12 protein-coding genes and 2 pseudogenes are annotated in these 17,941 nt (G+C 69.7%); 7 read left to right on the top strand and 7 right to left on the bottom strand.

Annotated features, from left to right (window positions below; all coding sequences use genetic code 11):
- Window positions 1-449 (top strand): annotated as a pseudogene (locus AOK01_RS29425) (P-type ATPase actuator domain-containing protein); the annotation flags it as partial.
- Here AOK01_RS29425 and AOK01_RS29420 read toward each other — a convergent pair.
- Window positions 446-1,345 (bottom strand): annotated as a pseudogene (locus tag AOK01_RS29420) (winged helix DNA-binding domain-containing protein); the annotation flags it as partial. The pseudogenes AOK01_RS29425 and AOK01_RS29420 overlap by 4 nt on opposite strands.
- 911 nt (window positions 1,346-2,256) lie before the next feature.
- On the opposite strand from AOK01_RS29420, the gene AOK01_RS29415 reads away from it, so the two are divergent.
- From AOK01_RS29415 to AOK01_RS29395, 5 genes are all read left to right on the top strand, one after another.
- Window positions 2,257-3,030, top strand: a complete 774-nt coding sequence (locus tag AOK01_RS29415; RefSeq protein WP_055516988.1) for an isoprenyl transferase — start codon at window positions 2,257-2,259, stop codon at window positions 3,028-3,030.
- A 385-nt stretch (window positions 3,031-3,415) separates the two neighbouring features.
- Window positions 3,416-4,741, top strand: a complete 1,326-nt coding sequence (gene phoH2, locus AOK01_RS29410) for an RNA 5'-3' helicase PhoH2 (RefSeq protein WP_055516987.1) — start codon at window positions 3,416-3,418, stop codon at window positions 4,739-4,741.
- A 484-nt stretch (window positions 4,742-5,225) separates the two neighbouring features.
- Window positions 5,226-5,933: an aggregation-promoting factor C-terminal-like domain-containing protein gene (locus tag AOK01_RS29405; RefSeq protein ID WP_055516985.1), complete on the top strand. Its 708-nt coding sequence runs from the start codon at window positions 5,226-5,228 to the stop codon at window positions 5,931-5,933.
- A 125-nt stretch (window positions 5,934-6,058) separates the two neighbouring features.
- Complete coding sequence (locus AOK01_RS29400) at window positions 6,059-7,468, top strand: AI-2E family transporter (protein ID WP_055516983.1); 1,410 nt, start codon at window positions 6,059-6,061, stop codon at window positions 7,466-7,468.
- 213 nt (window positions 7,469-7,681) lie between these two features.
- Window positions 7,682-8,074 (top strand): hypothetical protein, encoded by a 393-nt coding sequence (locus AOK01_RS29395; RefSeq protein WP_055516981.1) that lies wholly within the window; start codon window positions 7,682-7,684, stop codon window positions 8,072-8,074.
- 131 nt (window positions 8,075-8,205) lie between these two features.
- Here the strand turns inward: AOK01_RS29395 and AOK01_RS29390 are convergent, their stop codons facing one another.
- The 5 genes from AOK01_RS29390 to AOK01_RS29370 all read right to left on the bottom strand — a co-directional run bounded on the left by AOK01_RS29390 (window position 8,206) and on the right by AOK01_RS29370 (window position 12,957).
- The gene (locus AOK01_RS29390; protein WP_055516979.1) at window positions 8,206-8,739 is read right to left on the bottom strand and encodes an alkyl hydroperoxide reductase; all 534 of its coding nucleotides are present in this window, start codon (window positions 8,737-8,739) and stop codon (window positions 8,206-8,208) included.
- A 141-nt stretch (window positions 8,740-8,880) separates the two neighbouring features.
- Window positions 8,881-11,184 carry an ABC transporter permease gene (locus tag AOK01_RS29385; protein WP_055516994.1) on the bottom strand — a complete coding sequence of 768 codons (2,304 nt, stop codon included), beginning with the start codon at window positions 11,182-11,184 and terminating at the stop codon, window positions 8,881-8,883.
- 110 nt (window positions 11,185-11,294) lie between these two features.
- A complete protein-coding gene (locus tag AOK01_RS29380; RefSeq protein WP_055516977.1) occupies window positions 11,295-11,981 on the bottom strand; it encodes an ABC transporter ATP-binding protein in 687 nt (228 codons plus the stop codon).
- The gene (locus tag AOK01_RS29375; protein ID WP_055516976.1) at window positions 11,978-12,502 is read right to left on the bottom strand and encodes a PadR family transcriptional regulator; all 525 of its coding nucleotides are present in this window, start codon (window positions 12,500-12,502) and stop codon (window positions 11,978-11,980) included. The genes AOK01_RS29380 and AOK01_RS29375 overlap by 4 nt, the downstream gene beginning before the upstream one ends.
- Before the next feature lie 188 nt (window positions 12,503-12,690).
- Entirely contained in the window at window positions 12,691-12,957 is a 267-nt protein-coding gene (locus AOK01_RS29370; RefSeq protein WP_055516974.1) for a type II toxin-antitoxin system antitoxin, read from the bottom strand.
- Window positions 12,958-13,230: 273 nt separating this feature from the next.
- On the opposite strand from AOK01_RS29370, the gene AOK01_RS29365 reads away from it, so the two are divergent.
- Window positions 13,231-15,648: a transglycosylase domain-containing protein gene (locus AOK01_RS29365; protein ID WP_055516972.1), complete on the top strand. Its 2,418-nt coding sequence runs from the start codon at window positions 13,231-13,233 to the stop codon at window positions 15,646-15,648.
- Between the two features lie 117 nt (window positions 15,649-15,765).
- On the opposite strand, the gene AOK01_RS29360 is transcribed toward AOK01_RS29365, so the two are convergent.
- Window positions 15,766-17,941 (bottom strand): ATP-binding SpoIIE family protein phosphatase (locus AOK01_RS29360; RefSeq protein ID WP_055516992.1); only part of this gene is annotated, 2,176 nt, incomplete at its 5' end.

Genomic DNA, 17,941 nt, shown 5'->3' with positions numbered 1-17,941 from the left:
TGGAGGCCCTGGCCACCGCCCGCACCGAGGACAGCGTCCGCGGCCTCCTCGGTCTGGCACCCCCGACCGCCACCCGTCTACACCCCGTGAGCGGCGAGGAGGAGACGGTCGAGGCCGGCCGGCTCGCCATCGGGGACGTGGTCCTGGTGCGCCCGGGGGAGCGCGTCGGAGCCGACGGCCGCGTCCTCGACGGCGTGAGCGACATCGACCAGGCGACCATCACCGGCGAACCCCTCCCCGTTCCGAAGGCCGTGGGCGACGAGGTCTTCGCCAGCACCCTGAACGGGACCGGGGCCCTGCGCGTCCGTGTCGAGCACGACCCCTCCGACACGGTCATCGCGCGAGTCGTCGCCCTCGTCGAGGAGGCGTCCCGTACGAAGGCCCCGACGCAGCTCTTCGTCGAGCGGATCGAACACCGCTACGCACTCGGCATGGTGGCCGCGACCATCCGTTCGCGCGGCTGGGCGGCGACGGCGTACGCGTCGAAGTAGGGGAGGAGCCGCACGCCCCGTACGCCCTCGGTGGGGAAGTCCGTGTCGCCCGCCACCACCCAGGCGCGCTCCCCCTCGAAGTCGACCTCCTCGATCCCGCCGGAGGAGGCCGGCGAGGCCAAGAGGGAGGCGAAGAGGGAGGCGGCCCAGCCCCGGGGCGCTGCGGCCCACTTGGCGAAGTGCTGCGGCGTTGCGGGGCCGTACGCGTACAGATAGTGGCGTACGAGTGTGGCGAGAGCCTCGTCCGCGGGGAGCGGGGCGAAGCGCGGTGGGCGGGTGTAGGTGGCCTTGCGGCCCCGGTTGGGGGCGAAGCACAGCGCGCCCAACTGGCCCGCGCGGTGCATCACCTGGCGCCAGCGCGGCCACTTGCCCTGGAAGGCCTCCAGTACGAGGTCCCCGGCCCAGGGACCGGTGCGGGCCACGACCTCCTCGGACAGCTCGTCGATGGTCAGCTGCCGTCCGTCGAGGGCGTCGCCGATCGCGGCGACGACCTGCTCCTGCTGCCCGGACGTCATACGCACCGCCGGATGCGGGGTCGTACGGCCCGGCACGGCGGTCAAGGCAGCGCTCCAGAAGGGGAGTTCGTCGGCGGTGAGGAGATGGATCGTGCCCCGCGGGCCGTACGTCTTCACCAGGCTCCGGTCGTCCCACAGCGCCGACCGCACGTCCTGGCGGGTCGAGCCGTCGAGCCGCAGCGCCACGGAGAGCTCGGCCGCCGACAGTACCTGCGCGTGCACGGCGAGCAGCGTGGACACGACCGCGGCGACGGACGTTCCGGAGTGTGCGGGTGTACGCAGCAGCTGGCGCCCGTATCGCCGCGCGCTCGCCTCGTCCCAGGTGATCCTCGGTGTCATGGCGGCGACGCTAGACGCGAACCAGGTCAGATCCTGTCCTCTGCCGGATCCTGTCCTCTGTCCGATCCTGGACTCCGCCCGAGGGGCCGCCCTCATCTGCCCCCTGTCGCCACCGGATGAATGGGGCGATCGGGGCATAGGGAAAATTACGTCTGTAAATATCCGAAGTCGGGCAGAGAATAGCCGATTCCTAGGTGGGCGGACCGGTGCGACCCGGGAAAGTCCCGGAAATCGACACAGGGTTTCCACATTGTTATGGAGATTGGCTCATTCCGTCCACCGCCGTCACATAGGTTCAGACCAAGGTGATTCGCGCGAGCAAAGCTCCGTGGGACGGCACCGTGCGGCGGAGGGGGTCGCGCGGTGCCACGCCGCCCGACCCACGGAACACGGGCGGAACACGGGCGGAGCACGGGTGGGACACGGGAGGAATGCTGTCGCGCCCTGGCCGCGTCACCCTTGGGGCGTACGTCCGAGGCGGATGGCCCAAGGTCTCATATCCTCGCGCGAACCCCCTGGTTCTTTCCAGATTCTCCTCGATCGCCTTGGAATCCACTGTGATTCGGCCATGATCAACCCCTGAATGAACGCTTTCGTACCCATCCGGGCGTCGCTGGGCAACTCCGGAGAGTAGTTGTGTCACGCCGAAGTACGCAGCATCACTTACGAAGGGTTATGGTGGAAACCCCCCCTCGGGCCGGTCCGTCTCCCCCCCACGGACCGGCCCGTTTTTTTGTGCCCTCCCGCGCGCCCGGCGTACGCCCCAGAGCCGCTGTGGCCCTGCGCACCCGCCCTCGCTCGCCTCCCGTCCGTTGGCCGGGAGCCCTTGCACCCCAAGGGGGAGGGGCGCTCCGGCGGGAGTAGGGTGTCGGCCTCTGGACTGCCATCTGCACGGAGGGGCTGACAAAAACGTGAACCTGCGCGACAACCTGCGCCGCTTGCTGGTCAGGTTCTATGCACGCAGGGTGGAAGGCCACCTTGACCACGACCAGGTGCCCAAGCACATCGGGGTCATCATGGACGGCAACCGGCGCTGGGCGAAGGCGGCCGGCAGCACCGCCGCCCAGGGACACCGGGCCGGAGCCCACAAGATCGAGGAGTTCCTCGGCTGGTGCTCCGAGACCGACGTCGAGGTCGTCACCCTCTGGCTGTTGTCCACGGACAACTTCGACCGCCCCGAGGAAGAACTCGTACCGCTGCTCGGCATCATCGAGAACGTCGTGAGTTCCCTCGCCGCCGACGGCCGCTGGCGCGTGCACCACGTGGGCACGCCGGACATCCTGCCCTCGCAGATGCAGACCGTGCTGAAGGAGGCCGAGGAGGCCACCACGCACGTCGACGGAATACTGGTCAACGTCGCCATCGGCTACGGCGGCCGGCAGGAGATCGCCGACGCCGTGCGCTCGATGCTCCTCGACCACGTCGACAAGGGCACCTCGATGGAGACCCTCGCCGAGAACGTCGACGTCGACATGATCGGCAAGCACCTCTACACCAGCGACCAGCCCGACCCCGACCTCGTGATCCGTACGAGCGGCGAACAGCGGCTGTCCGGTTTCATGCTCTGGCAGACGGCGCACTCCGAGTACTACTTCTGTGAGGTCTACTGGCCGGCCTTCCGCAAGGTCGACTTCCTCCGGGCCATGCGCGACTACGCGGCCCGCCACAGGCGCTTCGGCGGCTGAGGAGTCCCCCTTCCGTACCTCCGGGTCCCCTTCCGTTCCCTCGGCATCCCCTTCCGTCCCCTCCGGGTCGTGACGGGGCCGGGGCCGGTGAATTGGTCCTTTGGGGTGGAAGTAATGAGGAGTTCACCAGGGCGCCGTCATGTGTGCTGGCATGGCATTGCCTGTTGGAGGGCATAAAGCTTCCAGGTCGACGCCCGAACCACGGGTGTCGTATCTCAGCGGACGGCACGGGGCCGTCCGCCCGGGAGGCCCTTTGCACCAGCGCGACCGTGCGGTCAGTACGGACGAGGCGGAGGGCCGGTTCTCGGCCCGTGCATCGGTGCCGGAAACCGGTCCAGTTCTCCTCCGTCGCTCCCCGACCTCATCCGAGGGGGTACGTCCTTCCGTGGTGACCAGCACAAAGCGCCGTATGCCAGACCGGCGCACCTATGTTCTCGACACCAGCGTCCTGCTGGCCGACCCGCACGCCATGAACCGCTTCGACGAGCACGAAGTCGTGCTGCCGATCGTCGTGGTCACGGAATTGGAGGCCAAGCGGCACCATCCAGAACTCGGCTACTTCGCCCGGCAGGCCCTGCGTCTGCTCGACGACTACCGGGTGAAGTACGGCCGCCTCGACGCCCCCATCCCCACCGGGGAGTTGGGCGGGACGGTACGTGTCGAGCTCAATCACTCGGACCCCAGCGTGCTGCCCAGCGGCTACCGCCTGGGGGACAACGACTCCCGCATCCTCGCGGTCGCCCGCAATCTGCAGGCGGAGGGGTTCGACGTCACGGTCGTGTCGAAGGACCTCCCGCTGCGGATCAAGGCCTCCTCGGTCGGGCTCCTCGCCGAGGAGTACCGAGCGGAGCTCGCCATCACGGGCTCCTCCGGCTGGACCGGAATGTCCGAACTGACGCTGCCCGGCGAGCAGGTGGACCTTCTCTTCGAACAGGAGAGCCTGTACGTCCCCGAGGCGTCCGACCTCCCCGTTCACACAGGTCTGATGATCCAGTCCGAGCGCGGCAAGGCGCTGGGACGTGTGACGGCCGAGGGCAACGTGCGGCTCGTACGGGGCGACCGGGAGGCCTTCGGCATCAAGGGCCGCAGCGCCGAGCAGCGCATCGCGCTGGATCTGCTCCTCGACCCGGACATCGGGATCATCTCCATGGGCGGCCGGGCCGGCACCGGAAAGTCGGCGCTCGCCCTGTGCGCGGGTCTGGAGGCCGTGCTCGAACGGCGCCAGCACCAGAAGGTGATGGTCTTCCGGCCGCTGTACGCGGTCGGCGGGCAGGAGCTCGGCTATCTGCCCGGTTCCGAGTCCGAGAAGATGGGTCCCTGGGCGCAGGCGGTCTTCGACACCCTCTCCGCGGTCACCAGTCGCGAGGTCATCGAGGAGGTCACCGCGCGCGGAATGCTGGAGGTCCTGCCGCTCACCCACATCCGGGGCCGCTCCCTCCACGACGCGTTCGTGATCGTGGACGAGGCCCAATCCCTGGAACGGAACGTCCTGTTGACCGTTCTGTCCCGAATCGGCTCGAATTCACGGGTGATTCTGACCCATGACGTGGCCCAGCGGGACAACCTCAGGGTCGGGCGGTACGACGGTGTCGTGGCCGTCGTGGAGAAGCTGAAGGGGCATCCGCTCTTCGCGCACATCACGCTCACCAGGTCCGAGCGGTCCCGAATTGCCGCCCTTGTGACCGAAATGCTGGAGGACGGACACATCTGAGACAGTCCGAACCACCTGCCCCCGCCTGCCCCGTCTGGCACTGACTGGTCCTGAGTGGTCCTGACTGGTCCCGTCTGTCCAACGGGTGGTGGGTACACGCTGGTTGGCGCCGTCCGGCGAAGGCGAAGAGCCTAGCCGGGCGGCGCCTTGGCGCGTGCTCGTTTCCGAAAAACTCCTGGGACAAACGAAGTGTGAGCTTTCACACCCGACACGGAATTGCCTCCCGGCGCCGGGGTGCGGCAGAGTCTCACTCCTGTCAGGCCCCGCATACGACACACCTGTACCCCCAGCGGCACAGCACAGCAAGAACACCAGAACTCCATAACGCCGTCGTATGCCGCCCGAGCACCATGCGGCGCTCCCCGCAGGGGAGTTGCCCACCGGGCCCGTGCCTCCCGTGACCCCGCAGTTGGGAGGCCAGTGCCAGGGGCAAGATTGCGTCCGCGAGGGTCACCTGTAGCGGTCGATGCTGGAAGGAAACCGTGTGAGCCGGATTTCGGTCCGTGGGCTCGCAGTGGCCTCGGCCACCGCAGTCACCGCTGTCGGCGCTGTTACGGGTGTCGCCTCGGGCAGCACCGCCACGTCGAGCGATGACGCCGAGGCAACGGCGAGCGGCGCGACGCTCCTCGCGGACATACCCGCGGGCGCGCAGGCGCAGGTGCAGACCGCCTCCCTGGCACAGCAGGCCGACTCCCAGGCCATCGCGGCGGACGCGACCGCCAAGAAGGACGCCGAGGCCACCGCGCGCAAGCAGGCGGCCAAGGACGCGGTCGCCAAGCAGAAGGCAGCGGAGAAGGCCGAGCAGGCAGCGAAGGACGCGAAGAAACGCGAGGATGCCGAGAAGGTCGCCAGCCGTTCGGCCACCCGTGACGCGTCCAGCTTCGCGAAGCAGTCCTCGTACACCGCCGCGGAAGTCCAGGAGATGGCCCGCCAGCTCGTTCCGGCGGACCAGTTCGCGTGCTTCAGCCGGATCGTCGACCACGAGTCCAGCTGGAACTACCAGGCGGACAACCCGACCTCGGACGCGTACGGCCTGATGCAGGCGCTGCCGGGTTCGAAGATGTCCTCGGCCGGCGCCGACTGGGCGACCAACCCGGCCACCCAGATCAAGTGGGGCCTCAGCTACATGGACGGCCGGTACGGCAGCCCGTGCGGAGCCTGGGACTTCTGGCAGGCCAACAACTACTACTGAGCCCGTTTCGGCTCAACCCCGCGGAGCCCTTCACCGTCCTACGGTGAGGGGCTTCTGCCATGTACGGTCGATGCCGACGACTCCAGGGGGGAGTGGTGGGGAGCAACGGGGGAAGAGGACGGATCATGTCGCGATTGCCAGGGTGGCTCGGCCGAATCGGCGCCGGGCTCACCGAAGTCGGAGAGCGGCTGGACGCGCGCCGCGCCGCCGCAGAAGAGGCCGACGAGAACGACAGGAACGACAGGAACCACGGGGACGACCACGTCGGCAAGGACGAAACGGCCGGTGTGCACGCTCCGTCGTCGTCATCGTCGTTGTCATCGGCCCCGACTTCGCCCTTGCCCTCACCCTCGTCGCAGTCCTCTCCCGAGGGCATGATCGGCGCCGTTCGGCCCGATCCCGCCGCCGCCGTTCCCTGGGGCGTACGGGTCGCCGCCGAGGCCGGCTGGCGGCTGCTCGTCCTCGCGGGCACCGTCTGGGTGCTGATGCGCGTCATCAGCGCCGTACAACTGGTCGTCCTGGCCTTCGTCGCCGCCCTGCTCATCACCGCGCTGCTCCAGCCCACCGTCGCCCGGCTGCGCGGGTACGGGGTGCCGCGCGGGCTCGCCACCGCGCTCACCGCGGTCCTCGGCTTCGCGGTCATGGGGCTGGTCGGATGGTTCGTGGTCTGGCAGGTCATGGAGAACGTCGACAACCTCGCCAACCAGGTCCAGGACGGCATCGACGAGCTTCAGCGGTGGCTGCTGGACAGCCCGTTCCATGTGACCGAGGACCAGATCAAGGACATCGCCAAGAGCCTGCGCGAGGCGGTCGGGGCGAACACCGACGAGATCACGTCCGCGGGGCTCGAAGGCGTCACCGTCATCGTCGAGGCGCTCACCGGCATCCTCCTCACGATGTTCTCCACGCTCTTCCTTCTCTACGACGGCAAGCGCATCTGGGAGTGGACACTCAAGCTGGTCCCGGCGGCGGCGCGGCCGGGTGTGGCGGGGGCGGGCCCGCGCGCCTGGCGCACGCTGACGGCCTACGTCCGCGGCACGGTGATAGTCGCTCTGATCGACGCGATCTTCATCGGCCTCGGCATCTTCTTCCTCGACGTCCCGATGGCTGTCCCGCTCGCCGTCTTCATCTTCCTGGGAGCCTTCATCCCGCTGGTCGGTGCCGTCATCTCCGGGGCGCTCGCGGTGGTGGTCGCGCTCGTGACACAGGGCGTCTTCACGGCGGTCATGGCCCTGGTGGTCGTGCTGGCCGTCCAGCAGATCGAGGGCCACATCCTCCAGCCGTTCATCCTCGGCCGCGCGGTACGGGTCCATCCACTCGCCGTCGTCCTCTCCGTGGCGGCGGGAGGGATGGTCGCGGGCATCGGGGGAGCGGTGGTCGCGGTCCCGCTCGTCGCGGTGACCAACACGGTGGTGGGCTACCTGCGTTCGCACTCGCGTGAGACGGCACTGCGGTACGCGGCGGCGCCGCGGGGGGCGACGGCGGTGGGGGCGGCACCGGTGGAGAGGCCTCCCTCCGACCCGTCACCGTCCTGAAGGGGTTCGCGTCTGCCGCTTCCACCTAGGACCGGACAGGTCCTAGGCGCGGGCGGTGAGTGACAGTTGGGCTCTCCACGCGCCACGACATGCGGAGCGCCCACGCTGTTATGCAGCCGTTCCTGAGTGAACCGGAGCACCCATCGATGAGTCCCGCAGCCAGGTCAGGATGAAGTCCAACCACGTCAAGTTGTTCACTGACGGCACGGCCTGATGGGTTCCTGGATCCTGGCGGTGCTCTTTGTGGGCTTCGGGTCGGTCTTCATTCGTATGCAGAAGGGCCGACGCCTACTCAGCCTGGTCAAGGCGTCCACCGCTACAGGAACCCTGTGCTACCTGCTCGGCTGGTCCCAGGTCTTCTTCGCCTTCCCTTCGCACGCTTGTCGCGACTTCTTCGACAGGGACCCAGCCGTATACCTCGACCGCTACGAGAGCGGCAGCTTTCCGCTGGTCGCCACCTGCCACTGGGACAACGGTGAGCAGAAGGAACTCGTGAGCGGTTGGATCAATCCACTCCTGTTCACCTGCATGGCCGTGTTGATCGGCTGTCTTGTGGCGCTAGCGGTTCTCGCCTACCGCCGTAACCGGAAAGGACATACGCGTTGAATGACGATCCGCCCGCTCCTCCATCCGCTGGGAGCGCGGAAGGGCACGGGTCTGTCCGGCGTTCGCCGGGAGACGCTCCCGGCGGATGCCTCGCCGTCTTTCCGCCCTGTTCACCGGGGCGGCCGGCGCAGCTACTGCGCCAACACCGCCTCCGCGTCCAGCGTCACCCCCACCGCCTGCACCACCGCCGCGATCTTGAACGCCTCCTGGACCGTCTCCCGGTCGACCCCCGCCGAGCGCAGCACCCGCTCGTGCGAGTCGAGGCACGCCCCGCACCCGTTGATCGCGGAGACGGCGAGCGACCACAGCTCGAAGTCGACCTTCTCCACACCCGGGTTCCCCAGCACGTTCATCCGCAGCCCGGTCCGCAGCGTTCCGTATGCCGGGTCGGAGAGCAGGTGCCGTGTGCGGTGGAAGACGTTGCTCATCGCCATGACCGCCGCCGCGGTCTTCGCCGCCGTGTAGGCCTCGGGCGAGAGCTTCGCGTTGGCCTCCTCCTCCAGCTCGCGCAGCACCTCGGGCGACCGCGAGGCGATGGCGCAGGCCAGCACCGTGCCCCACAGCTGCTGCTGCGAAAGCCCGGAGTCGCCGATCACCGAACCGAGGTTCAGCCGAAGGTCCCTGGCGTAGTCCGGAATCGCGGACTTCAGCGCGTCGAGCGACATGGCCAGCCTTCCTTGCGGCGAGGAGACACCCTTGTAACACCCTTGTGGGATGTCGGAGGCTCCCTCATGCCGGGATGCCTCTTCCCGATCGTGGCACAGACGATCAGGAAGAGGCATCCCGGCATTCCGGCTCGCGGCGCGCTACTCCGTACGCAGGCCGTCCGGGCGCATCAGCCTCAGCAGCGGTGGCACGCTGAGTGCCGTCACCACCAGGACGACCGCCGCGCCGATGCCCGTCATCGCGAGCACACTCGGCCAGTCCACCGCCACCGCGGTGTCCGTCATCTTCAGCAGGACCACGCCCAGGGTGAGGCCCACCACCGAGGCGAGGACCAGGCCGAGCGCCACCGGGATCGCGGTCTGCCACAGCACCGACAGGCTCAGGGTGCGGCGCCGGGTACCGAAGGCGACCAGCGCGGAGAGCAGCTTCTTGCGCTCGCGCAGCTGCTCCAGCTGGGAGACCAGCAGGCTCGCCCCGATCAGCGCGAGGACACAGGCCGCGCCGGCGAACAGCCCGGTGCGGATGGAGTCGAAACGCTCGGACCGCTCACTCGACGTGTACGTCGTGGGGTTCGTGAGCGGGTCGATCTCGGCCGCGGTGTTGCGCACCAGGTCGCGCACGTCCGGGACCGTCAGGTCGAGCTTGAGGTAGATCTGCGCGTCGGCGGCCGAGGCCGCGGCGGCGGGCAGCGCGCTCGGGGTGATCAGGAATCCGCCCCGTTCCCAACCCGACGGGTCCTTGCGCGGCTCGGCCTTCTTGACGTCCCGGGGCACCGTCCAGGGGACCTCCGCGCCCTGGTCGTCGCCTTCGTAGCTGGGGTCGACGAAGAGCTTCCGGCCCGGTTCGGCGAGCTCCGGGGTGGCCTCGTCGTACTCGACACCTTGCACGGCGAACGCGTCGCCCTCGCGGCACGAGGGCAGCTTCGCCGCCTCGCGCAGCGCGGCGCAGCTGCCGACGGTGAGCATCACGGACGTGTCGGGGTCCTTCCCGCGCACCCCCAACGTGGAGTCGGACAGCACGACGGCGTCGAGCACACCGCGGGTGTCGACCAGCTTCTGCCGGGCGTCGTCGACGGAGACGGTGTGCGGCACGGACATCTGTATCTCGGCCCGCGAGAGGTCCTGGCCGGTGGACTTCGTGTAGTCGCTCTGGACGCCGGCGAACAGCATCTGCAGGGCGATCGCGCCGGCCACCGCCACCGCGATGCCGTTGACCATGCGGGCCGCGGTGCCACTGCTCAGCTGGAGCCTGCGCACGGCCAGTTGCCAGGAGACCGAGCCCGAGTTCAGCCGGGCCACGACGGCCTCCACGATCCACGGCAGCAGCGCGGTGATGCCGACGAGGAGCAGGATGACCCCACTGGTCACCATGTACTCGTTGAAGTCCCCGTTGTCGTTGCCCTTGCCGATCATCGGGGCGAGCAGGCCGAGGCCGCCCAGCGGCAGCAGCAGCCGCCACCACAGCCGGCGCCGCGCGGGCCTGGCCGTGCGCACCACGCCGAGCGGTTCGATGACCACTCCGCGCAGCGCGAGCAGCGTCACCGCGACCGCGGCCGCCGGCACCGCGACGGCGATCAGGACGGCGAGTACGGGCGTCGGGTTGAGGTAGCTCGGGAAGACGCTGATGTCGAAAAGCTCGGCGGAACCGGCGGCCTGGCGGCCGATCAGGAAGAACCCGGTACCGAAGACCAGTCCGACGAGGGCCCCGGAGAGCGCCTCGCCCGCGGCGATCCTGCGGGTCATCCGGCCGTCGGCGCCGACCAGCCGCAACGCGGCGAGCCTGCGGTCGCGCCGCTCGCCGCCGAAGCGTACGGCCGCGGCGATGAAGACGCCGACCGGCATCAGCAGCACCACGAAGACCGTCAGGACGAGCAGGAGAAGGACCGGGTCCAACTCCTCCGAGGGCTGCGGCTCCCCCTGGAAGGTGTCGATGCGGGTCACGCCGGAGACGTCGTCCTTGTACTTGGCCAGGCCCTGGGCGCCCGCGTAGTAGGCGAGTTCGGCGGAGCCGATCAGGCCGCTCTCCCCGATGGTTCCGGTGACGCGGTACGGCAGCCGCTCGCGCAGCAGCCGGGAGTCCTTGGACTCCAGCAGGCTCTTGAGCGCGGGGGACACGACCATCTCGCCCGGCGCGGGGAACTTCTGCACGCCGGGCGGCAGCGGCGCCCGTATGCCCTCCGGCTCCAACTGGCGGCCACGGACGTCCAGGCCGTGGAACTCGGTGTCGACGTTGGCGACGAGCGCCGTCTTGTCGGACTTGGCCGGCTCGGTGGTACCGAACTGCATGTCCGTGCGCGCGTTCTCGCGGTCGGAGCGTGCCTGCATCGCGCTCGGGATCGCGGTGGTGAGCAGCAGCAGCGCCACACCGAGCCCCACGCCGACACCGGTGAGCAGGACACGTACCCAGCCCTCACGGCCGCCGGTGAACGCGAACTTGGTGCCCATGGCCAGGTCTCTGGACCACTGCCGCAACCTGGGGGCCTCGGCCTGAGGTTCCCAGGCGGTCGGCTCCGGGGGAGCCGCGGGCGGGGCGGCGGCGGGTGACGGGCGGGCGGTCATACGACGCGCTCCATGTCCCGGGACTTCCCGTCGCGTACGACGATCTCGCGGTCCGAGTACGCGGCCACCCGGGTCTCGTGCGTGACGAGGACGACGGCCGCGTTGGCGGACCGCGCGGCGTCCGTGAGCAGCTCCATCACGCGCTCGCCGTTGAGCGAGTCGAGGGCGCCGGTGGGCTCGTCGGCGAACAGCACCCGCGGGCTGGTGACCAGGGAACGGGCCACGGCGACGCGCTGGCCCTGGCCGCCGGAGACCTCGCCGGGCCGCTTGCCCGACAGGTCGTCGACCTCCAGGCGCTCCATCCACGACAGAGCGGTGCGCTCGGCCTCCTTGCGGGAGGTGCCGTTCAGCCGCAGCGGCAGCGCCACGTTCTCGACGCAGGTCAGTTCCGGCACCAACTGGCCGAACTGGAAGACGAAGCCGAACTCGGAGCGCCGCAGCGCGCTGCGCCGGGAGTCGTTCATCGTCGCCATCTCGTGGCCGTTGTACGTGATCGAGCCCGAGTCGGGCGTCACGATGCCGGCGAGGCAGTGCAGGAGGGTCGACTTGCCGGAGCCCGAGGGGCCCATCACGGCGACGACCTCGCCCGGGTGGATGGAGAACTCCGCGCCGTCGAGGGCATGGGTGGGGCCGTACGCCTTGCGCAGGTCGTGGGCCACGAGCAAAGAGCCTGCGGGGGTCATCGGGTCACCGCCTCTGCGAGTTTGCCGAGGCGCGCGGCGGTGAGTTCCAGCCACCGCAGGTCGGCTTCGAGATGGAAGAGGGCGTGGTCGCAGATCAGCTGATCGGCGAGATCGCCCTTGCGCTTGCGGTCGGTGAGGATGCGCATCATGCGCAGGTGCTCCGAGCGCTGCGTGTCGAGGATGTCGGAGGCGTCCCGGTGCGTCAGAAGCGCGAGGACGACCTTCGTGTAGAGGACCGACTGGAGATACGGTTCCGGCTTCTCCGGCGTCGCGAGCCACCGCTGGACGTCGGTGACGCCCGCCTCGGTGATCGCGTACCGCTTGCGTTCGGGTCCTTCGCCGGACTCGATGCCGTCGACCTCCACGAGGCCGTTCTTCAACAGCCGGGACATCGTCGAATAGACCTGGCCGTAGTGGAGCGGCCGGTCGTGACCGAACTTCTCGTCGAAGGCCCGCTTCAGGTCGTAACCGTGACGGGGCCCGGACTCCAGGAGCCCTAGGAGGGTGTGACCGATGGACATGCGGAGCACTCTACACAGCGGGTATACACGGCATGTATACGCACTGTGTAGAGCTGCCTGTGAAGGGTGCGAACCGGCAGGTCAAGAGCGATTGTCACGGTTTCGTGACTACACAGAGCCCGGGCCCCGTAAGGGGCGCGGGGAACTGCCGACCAGCCCCCACGGACCCGCGGCCAAAGACGGCCGCGCTACTCCTCGGCCTGGCCGGAATTCGACGGCCGCCCCCGGCGAGGTATCGGCCCGGCCGCGCCGGGCAGCCGCCCCGCCTCCCCGAGCGCCCGCCGCAGCAGAAACTCGATCTGCGCGTTGGCGGACCGCAACTCGTCACCGGCCCACCGCGCAAGGGCCTCGTACACGAGTGGATCCAGCCGCAACAGCACCTGCTTGCGCTGCTGCGCCGACTGCTGCGTCGGTCGCGGTCGCCGCGGAGGAGTCTCCTCCGGAGTCGAGGTCACTGGTGGAGGGCTCCCGGGTTCAGGACGGGCTGCGGTGCCCGGTCGCCGGACGGCGCGGGCCTCTGCCGCAGAGCTATCTAACCGATATCACATTACTCGGCACAGCAACCTTCCATGCCCCCGGATCGTCGGTTCCATAGAGAAGGTGCTGATTGTCACGTCCGTAAAAGGCCGGATCGACCGGCGTTTGTCCTTGAACGCGGTGTTAGTTTTCTGAGCTGACCTGAGCGACGAACCTGTGAGACACGAGAGACGGAAGCGACGGACGGACCCATGGGACGAGCGGATGAGAGACGAGCGCGGCAGCGTGGTAGCCACCGCGGCGCGCCGAAACGCTCGTCCAACGCGGGCGGCACCGCGAGCAGTACCGCAAGCAGCAATGCGACCAGCCACGCGGGGAGCGCCACGGGCGGCAGGACCGGTGGCAAGACCGGTGCCAAGGCCGGCGGTAAGACCGGTATACGCCGCCTCTTCACCTGGAAGAAGATCCTCGGCACGTTCTTCGGCCTCTGTCTCCTCGTGATGGGCGCCTTCGTGGTGCTCTACCTGATGATCAGCGTCCCCAAGGGGAACGCGGCCGCGGTGCAGCAGAGCAACATCTACAAGTACAGCGACGGCTCGACGCTCGCCCGCGACGGCGAGGTGAACCGTGAACTGGTCGACCTGGACCAGGTCTCCAAGGGCGTCCGGATGACCTTCGTCGCCGCCGAGAACAAGTCCTTCTACGACGACGCCGGCGTCGACTTCAAGGGCACGGCCCGCGGTCTGGTCAACACGCTCTCCGGCAAGGGCAAGCAGGGTGGCTCGACGATCACCCAGCAGTACGTGAAGAACTACTACCTCACCCAGGACCAGACCGTCACGCGCAAGCTGAAGGAACTGGTCATCTCGCTGAAGGTGGACCGCCAGAAGTCCAAGGACGCCATCCTCGCGGGCTACATCAACACCAGCTATTACGGCCGTAACGCGTGGGGCATCCAGGCCGCCGCGCAGGCGTACTACCGCGTCGACGCCGACCGGCTCTCGGTCGCGCAGGGCGCGTATCTCGCCGCGCTGCTCCAGGCCCCCAGCCAGTACGACTGGGCGGTCGCGAGCGACACCAGCAAGAAGCTCGTCACCGCCCGCTGGAACTACGTCCTGGACAACATGGTGGAGGAGGGCTGGCTGAGCTCCAGCAAGCGCGACGGGATGAAGTTCCCCGTGCCGAAGGCCCCCAAGGGCGCGCCCGGTATGGAGGGACAGGCCGGCTACATGGTGGACGCCGCCGACAACGCGCTGATGAGGCAGCTCGTCGCGAAGGGGACGGCGGACGACCTGGAGGAAGCCGCGACCATGGTCAAGGCGGGCGGCTGGACCATCACGCTGAACATCGACAGGAAGAAGCAGGCCCAGCTGGAGAAGTCCGTCAAGGGTCAGCTGACGAGCAAACTCGACGCCAAGAAGCGGGACATCGACGCCGATGTCCAGGCCGGCGCGGTGTCCGTCGACCCGAAGACCGGTGGCGTCGTCGCGATGTACGGCGGTGTCGACTACGTGAAGCACTACACGAACAACGCGACACGCTCCGACTACCAGCCCGCCTCCACCTTCAAACCGCTGATCCTGGCCGCGGCCGTCGAGGAGGAGGCCACGACCCAGGACGACCAGCCGATCACCGCGAACACGATCTACGACGGCACCAGCAAGCGTCCCGTCGTCGACGACGGGAAGAAGGTCGGCTTCTCCCCGCCGAACGAGGACGACGTCGACTACGGCGACGTCACCGTCCAGACCGCGATGAACAAGTCCATCAACTCCGTCTTCGCGCAGATGGGCGTCGACGTCGGCATGGACCAGGTCATCAAGACCGCGGGCGAGCTCGGCATGGATGTCGAGAACGTCAAGTCGGTGCCCGCCCAGACCCTCGGCACGATGGGCGCGAGCCCGATGCAGATGGCCGGTGTCTACGCGACTCTCGACAACCACGGCAGGAAGGTCACCCCGGCCCTCGTGAAGTCGGTCGAGCACAAGGACCGCACGGTCGAGTTCCCGGACGCGATCGGCGAGCAGGTCGTCAGCCGCGAGGCCGCCGACACGGTCACTTCGGTGCTGACCGGCGTGGTCGACGACGGTACGGCCAAGACGTCCGTACGGGACAACCCGGCGCGGGACGGCCAGCAGGTCGCGGGCAAGACCGGTACGTCCGACTGCAACAAGTCGGCCTGGTTCACCGGTTACACGCCGAAGCTCGTCACCTCGGTGGGAGTCTTCGGCGAGGCGGCCAAGGCGGGCACCACCCGCTGCGGCGAGGAGAAGCCGGTCAAGGTCAAGGAGTTCAGCCAGGTCACGCTGCAGGGCGCGGCCGGCGGCGGCCGGGTCAACGGCGGTGGCTTCCCGGCCCAGATCTGGGCGACGTACACCTTCGGCGTGATGGGCGACACTTCCAAGTTCGACCTGGACACGGACCAGGGCGCGGCGGTCAGGCCCAGCAACACACCGACGGTCACCACGCCGCCGACGACCCCGTCCAACGAGCCGACCAGCGAGGAGCCGACGACGGATCCGCCGACGAGCAGCGCTCCGCCGGAGAGCAGCCCCGAGGGGACCCCGTCGAGCGAGGAACCGGACCCGTCGACCAGCCCACCGCCGTCATCACCGGGCGGCGGCATAGAACTACCAGGAGACCCGGACGACCCACAGAGAGACGAGTAACCGCAGAAGGGGGCGCCCCGTAAGGGGCGCGGGGAACTGCGCGCCCAGCCACACACAACCCGCGGCCAAAGAACCACCCGAGCCCCCCCCACACACCCGGCGAACCCAACCGGACGGTTACTCGTGGGGCAGCTCGAACCAGACCACCTTGCCCGTGCTGAGCCGAGTCGCCCCCCACCGCTTGGCCAGCTTGTTCACCAGAAGGAGCCCGCGGCCACCCTCGTCCGTGGCCCGGGCCTGGCGCAGCCGAGGCAACTGCGGCACGTCGTCGGCGACCTCGCAGCGCAGCACGTCGGTCCGCAGCAGCCGCAGCGTGACGGGCCGCGAGGCATAGCGCACCGCGTTGGTGACGACCTCGCTGACGAGCAGCTCCACGGAGTCCGTGAGGTCCTCCATGTCCCAGCGGGCCAGCGCCTTGCGGGCCAGCCGGCGGGCCCGGCCGGGCGCCGAGTCCTCGGGGTCCAGGTGCCACAGCGCGACATCGCTCGGCGCGATGCCGTCGAAGCGGGCGGCGAGCAGCGCGATGTCGTCGTCCCGGTCACCCGGGCCGAGCATGTCGAGCACCTCGTCGCACAGCGCCTCAAGGGGCGGCGGATGGTCGGGCCCGGTCAACGCCGCGGTGGCCGCGATCCGTTCGCGCAGCTGCTCTATCCCGGTCCACACGTCACGCAGCCGTGACTCGACCAGACCGTCGGTGTAGAGCAGCAGGGTGGCGCCGGCGGGCGCGTCCAGCTCGACCGCCTCGAAGTCCACGCCGCCTACGCCGATGGGGGCGCCCGGCGGTACGCGCAGGACCTCGGCCCGGCCGCCCAGGTGCAGCAGGACCGGCGGGGGATGGCCCGCGTTGGCGATGGTGATGCGGTGCGCGACCGGGTCGTACACCGCGTACAGGCAGGTCGCCATGCGGTCGGTGCCCAGCCGCTGGGCCTGCTCGTCCAGGTGGTGCAGGACCTCCTGCGGCGGCAGGTCGAGCCCCGCGAGGGTCTGCGCGGTCGTCCGCAGCTGGCCCATGATCGCCGCGGAGGTCATGGAGTGGCCCATGACGTCACCGACGACGAGGGCGACCCGGCTGCCCGGCAGCGGAATCGCGTCGTACCAGTCGCCACCGACCCGGGCCGTCTCGGCGGCCGGCAGATAACGGGACGCCAGCCGCACACCCGTGGGGCGCGGCAGGGTCTCGGGCAGCATCGTGCGCTGCAGTTCGTCCGCGATGTACGCCTCGCGCCCGTACAGCACGGCCTTGTCGATGCCGAGCGCGCTGTGCGTGGCGAGCTGGGCCGCCACCAGCAGGTCGTCGGTCTCGAAGGCGGGCCGGTCGGGGCGGCGCAGGAACAGCGCGGCCCCGATCACCCGCCGACGGCCGCGCAGCGGCGCGAGGATCGCGCGCTGGCCGCCGGGCACGGTCAGGTTGTCGCCGATCAGCTCGGGCAGCGCGGCCCGCGCGGCGGGCGCGTCCGCGAAGACGGGCCGCACGCCGCGCAGCACCTCGTTCAGCGCGCCGCCGGGCCGTACGGTGCACAGCTCGGCGGTGATCCCGAGGTCGGGCTCGGGCTGCAGCGCGGGCAGCAGGAAACCCTCGGTGTCCCGGTCCTCCGGGATCCGGTCGGTGCGCCGCAGCCGCAGCACGACGGGCCCGGTGGGCCGTTCGTCGCCCACCGGCAGCGGATCGCGCAGATAGACGAGGATCGCGTCCGAGAAGGTCGGCACTGTGGCCCGGCACAGCCCCATCACGATCTCGTCGAGGTCGATGCCGCGGGCGATCCGCCGGGTGGCGGCCCCCACGAAGCGCAGCCGGTCGCCGTCCCGGCGCATCGGCATGGGCGTCCCGGGCGCCGGCGGGCTCTGGCCCGTACGACGGTCCTTGCCGCCCTGGTGGCCGGTGGCCTCGGTGCCGGCCTTGGCCTCTGCGGCCTCGGGCGCGGGGCGCGGCCGGTGCGGACCGGGCTCCGTGGCGGACGGCTGGGAGTGCTCGGGTCCGGAGCCGGCGGGCACGTCGGTCGGGCCGTGGCCCCCGGAGGGCGCGGGCGGGCCCTGGCTGCCGGCCGGGGAGCCCGACGCGGCGGGCGTACCCGTTGCGGCGGCGCGCGCGTCCGCGGGCACGGGCGTGCCGATCGGACCCTGGCCGTCGGAAACGGGAGTGCCGTCGGAAACGGGAGTGCTGCCGGGAGTGGGCATGCCGGCGGCCTCCGGGGACGCGGGGGTCACGACAGGTCGTCCCTGCGCCGGCAGGCCAGGTGCGCCCGGTGCCGGCGGTTCCGGGGTACGCAGGAGCGCCCCGCGGGGGTCCGCGGGG

Origin of the sequence: Streptomyces aurantiacus (assembly GCF_001418335.1) — a bacterium.
Taxonomy (GTDB): domain Bacteria; phylum Actinomycetota; class Actinomycetes; order Streptomycetales; family Streptomycetaceae; genus Streptomyces; species Streptomyces aurantiacus.
The sequence above is the reverse complement of the archived record's forward strand: the minus strand, read 5'-3'. Positions and strand labels throughout refer to the sequence as shown.